Origin of the sequence: Pseudovibrio sp. POLY-S9, from assembly GCF_001431305.1 — a bacterium.
Classification (GTDB): domain Bacteria; phylum Pseudomonadota; class Alphaproteobacteria; order Rhizobiales; family Stappiaceae; genus Pseudovibrio.
Genome location: NZ_LCWX01000263.1, coordinates 142,680 through 146,516 on the forward strand (window position 1 = coordinate 142,680; position 3,837 = coordinate 146,516).

At 53.1% G+C, this 3,837-nt stretch carries 4 protein-coding genes; all 4 read left to right on the plus strand.

Going from position 1 to position 3,837, the window contains the following annotated elements; all coding sequences use genetic code 11:
- Positions 1-304: LysR substrate-binding domain-containing protein (locus tag PPL9_RS30850; RefSeq protein WP_208989743.1), on the plus strand; the 304-nt coding region annotated here is incomplete at its 5' end.
- Positions 305-420: 116 nt separating this feature from the next.
- Positions 421-774: a hydroxyisourate hydrolase gene (uraH, locus tag PPL9_RS30855; protein ID WP_057466294.1), complete on the plus strand. Its 354-nt coding sequence runs from the start codon at positions 421-423 to the stop codon at positions 772-774.
- A 4-nt stretch (positions 775-778) separates the two neighbouring features.
- Positions 779-2,275 (plus strand): xanthine dehydrogenase small subunit, encoded by a 1,497-nt coding sequence (gene xdhA / locus PPL9_RS30860; protein WP_057466295.1) that lies wholly within the window; start codon positions 779-781, stop codon positions 2,273-2,275.
- On the plus strand, positions 2,256-3,837 hold a 1,582-nt coding region (locus PPL9_RS31795; protein WP_082597196.1), incomplete at its 3' end, for a molybdopterin cofactor-binding domain-containing protein. The genes xdhA and PPL9_RS31795, both read left to right, overlap by 20 nt.

Genomic DNA, 3,837 nt, shown 5'->3' on the forward strand with positions numbered 1-3,837 from the left:
GCTGGATGTGGCGCTCTCTCACAGTTCCATTGGTGGGCAAAGTAGTGTGGAAGCGAACTCTCTGCGGTTTATGAAGCACTTGGTACGCTCTGGTGAAATGGTGGCGTTTCAGACGGTCATTGGTTTGGAAGAAGAATTGGCGAACAAACGGCTGCTCTTCAAACCGCTTGTTGATGAACAGCTGACACGCGGCCATTTTTGCGTCATCACCTCGTCTTTGCGTGGGCTTGCACTGGCGCCAGCAATTTTTCTTGAGCAAGCGGAGGCAAGATTGGAGAAGATTTTGCCTAAAGTTGATGCCTAAATGGCATCATGTATGACACTTTTTTGTTCTTTTGTTATCATAAATAGTCGTGCACTCTGTAGTTTCACTTAGATTCTGGCATCTATTGCAGTTGCCATTTGAAAGACGAGGCAACTATGGGGCGATTGACCACCCACGTTTTGGACAGTGCTCAAGGGAAACCTGCAGCAGGGCTGCGGGTTGAGCTGGTTCGTATCGATGGGGACAGCTTCTCCAAAATCGGTGTATTTTCGACAAACAATGACGGGCGTGTAGATGGGCCATTGCTGGAAGGTGAGAGCCTGACCGCAGGCACCTATGAACTGCAGTTCCATGCTGGTGACTATTTGCGGGCTGAGGGTATTTCTCTTCCAGAGCCTGCGTTTCTTGATGTGGTGCCGATCCGCTTTGGTATTGCGGATGTGAGCAGCCACTATCATGTGCCGCTGCTGCTTTCTCCCTTTGGTTACACCACCTACAGGGGGAGCTGATTTGATGCGCACGGCAATCCGCTTCCTTCGTAAAGGCCAGATCGTCGAATTGGATCGTTTTGAGCCGACAACCACTTTGCTGGACTATCTGCGTCTGAGTGAACGCTCAACGGGCACCAAAGAAGGCTGTGGTGAAGGGGATTGCGGTGCCTGCACCATTGCGCTTGGGCGTTTGCGTGACGGCAAACTCATTTATGAGCCCGTGAACAGCTGTATTTTACTGCTCGGCCAGATTGATGGCTGCGAGCTTGTGACGGTTGAAGATCTGGACGGGCCTGACGGATTACACCCTGTCCAAAAAGCGCTTGTAGAGCTTCATGGATCACAATGCGGTTTCTGTACGCCCGGTTTCGTGATGAACCTGTTTACACTTTATCATGCGAATACACCGGGTCTGACACGGCAGGATGTGAACACCTGGATAGCGGGCAATCTGTGCCGTTGTACCGGATACCGACCAATCGTTGATGCGGCTCTGGAAGCGTGTCGCGATGGCTTGAATGACGCTTTTGCTGCGCGTGCAATGGAGACAGAGAGTAAACTCGCAGCTCTTCAGGATGCGCAGGATATTCATGTGGGCGATGATGAGCGGTTCTTCTTTGCTCCGAGCAGCTTTCAGCGCTTGCTAGAGACCTATGGTGAGCATCCGGACGCCACGCTTATTTCTGGCTCTACAGATGTTGGGCTTTGGGTCACTAAGCATCTGCGCGACCTGCCGAAGGTTATTTTTCTTGGGCGCGTGAATGGATTGAGCACTTGCTATGAGGATGAACAGGGTATCCGACTTGGGGCGGGTGCGTCTTATGCGGTTGCTGAGCAGTTCCTGAAGTCCATTGATCCTGACCTTGAAGTGGTGATCAGCCGGATTGGTTCAAAGCAGGTGCGGGCATCGGGGACCGTTGGCGGGAACATCGCAAACGGATCGCCTATCGGGGATATGCCCCCGATGCTGATTGCTCTTGGGGCGGAAATTGAGCTGCAGAGCAATCGTGGGCGACGTACCTTGCCGCTTGAGAGTTTCTTCATTGACTATGGCAAGCAGGATATCGCTGAGAACGAAGTGCTGACGTCGATCAGTGTGCCTCGTTTGAGCGCAGATGAGCAGTTCCGGGCCTACAAGATCACCAAGCGCTTTGATCAGGATATCTCTGCAGTGATGGCTGCGTTCTGTCTGACGGTGAAAGACGGAGTTGTGGAGCGTGCGCGCATGGCGTTTGGTGGTGTTGCGGGCATTCCAAAACGTGCAAGTGGCGCTGAAGCGGCACTGGTTGGTGCGTCGTTGGAAGACCCAGGCAGTTGGCAGGATGCGTTGAATGCTATTGAGAGTGAATTCGTTCCACTGACTGGCATGCGGGCCTCCAGCACCTATCGGCGAGATATTGTGCGAGGGCTTTTAGAAAAAGCCTTGCTGGAGATATCTGCTTCATCCTCGCAAAAAACGCGTGTCCACGGGCAACGTGAACTGGTTGAGGGAGGCGCTCATGTCAGCAGATCTTCTTGAAAAGACAGAGGCAGGCACCTCGACCTCTCAGGTCGTGGGAAAATCCTACAAGCATGACAGTGCAGAAAAGCATGTGTCTGGAACTGCTACATATATCGATGACATGATTGAGCCGTACGGCACGCTTCATGTGGCGCCGGGGTATGCGTCTCATAAAGCGTGTGGCCGTCTGACGACAATCGATCTGAGTGCTGTCAGAGCAGCCCCCGGTGTTGTTGCCGTACTGGAAGCTGCGGATATTCCCGGTGTGAATGATTGCTCTCCTGCGATGGGAGATGATCCGGTCTTTGTATCAGATCGCATCGCATTCCATGGGCAGCTGGTGTTTCTTGTGGTGGCTGAGAGCCGTTTACAGGCGCGCAAGGCTGTTCAACTGGCACGAATTGAAGTTGAGGCTGAAACGCCGCTGGTGAGCGTCGCTGATGCTCTCAAAGCAGAGCAGAAAGTCTTGCCGGACTATGAGTTTCGCCGTGGGACACCGGAAGCCACTATGGAACGGTCTGCGCACACGGTGAAGAGCAGTTTTGCGCTGGGTGGGCAGGAGCACTTCTATCTTGAAGGGCAAATGGCCTTTGCTGTTCCCGGTGAAGATGGTGATATGCTTGTGCACTCCTCCACACAGCATCCAACTGAGGTTCAGCATACCGTTGCTAAAGTGCTGGGTGTTGATGAGGCGGCGGTGACCGTTGAAGTGCGCCGGATGGGTGGTGCATTTGGTGGTAAGGAATCTCAGGCCAACCAATGGGCCGCACTGGCGGCTTTGGCTGCAAACGTTACTGGTCGTCCATGCAAATGTCGGCTGGACCGTGATGACGATATGATCCTGACCGGGAAACGCCACGACTTTCTGGTTGATGTGGAAGCGGGATGTGATGCATCCGGCAAGATTGAAGCGGTTCAAATCAAACTGAATTCGCGCTGCGGTCATTCAGCGGATCTGTCGCTTGGTATCAATGATCGTGCGATGTTCCATGCGGATAACAGTTATTTCTATCCAGATGTTCTCATAGCTTCCAAGAGGCTGAAAACAAATACGGTTTCTAATACAGCTTTCCGTGGTTTTGGTGGCCCGCAAGGGATGTTCGCGGCGGAGCGGTTGATGGATGCGATTGCCATCAAGATGGGGCAAGACCCACTTGATGTACGCAAGGCGAATTTCTATCGCGAGGGTGAGAACACCACACCTTATGGGCAGTTGGTTGATGAACACGACGTGCTGGCCGCGCTGGTGGATGAGCTGGAGGAAAGCTCCGAGTATCGTGCGCGCCGTAAAGCTGTAGATGCGTTTAATGCTGAAAACGTGATCCTGAAGAAAGGGATCGCGTTGACGCCGGTGAAGTTTGGGATTTCGTTCACGCTGACCCATCTCAACCAAGCGGGTGCACTGGTGCATCTTTATCGGGATGGTTCTGTGCACCTGAACCATGGCGGCACAGAAATGGGGCAGGGTCTCTATCAGAAGGTTGCGCAGATTGCGGCGACTGAGATGGGGGTTCGCCTTGAGAAGGTAAAGATTACCGCGACTAATACTTCCAAGGTGGCAAACACGTCACCGACAGCTG

What these genes read in the sequence shown, in the direction of transcription:
- uraH (WP_057466294.1), top strand. Translation starts at nt 421, where the DNA reads ATGGGGCGATTGACCACCCACGTTTTGGACAGTGCTCAAGGGAAACCT.
- xdhA (WP_057466295.1), top strand. Translation starts at nt 779, where the DNA reads ATGCGCACGGCAATCCGCTTCCTTCGTAAAGGCCAGATCGTCGAATTG.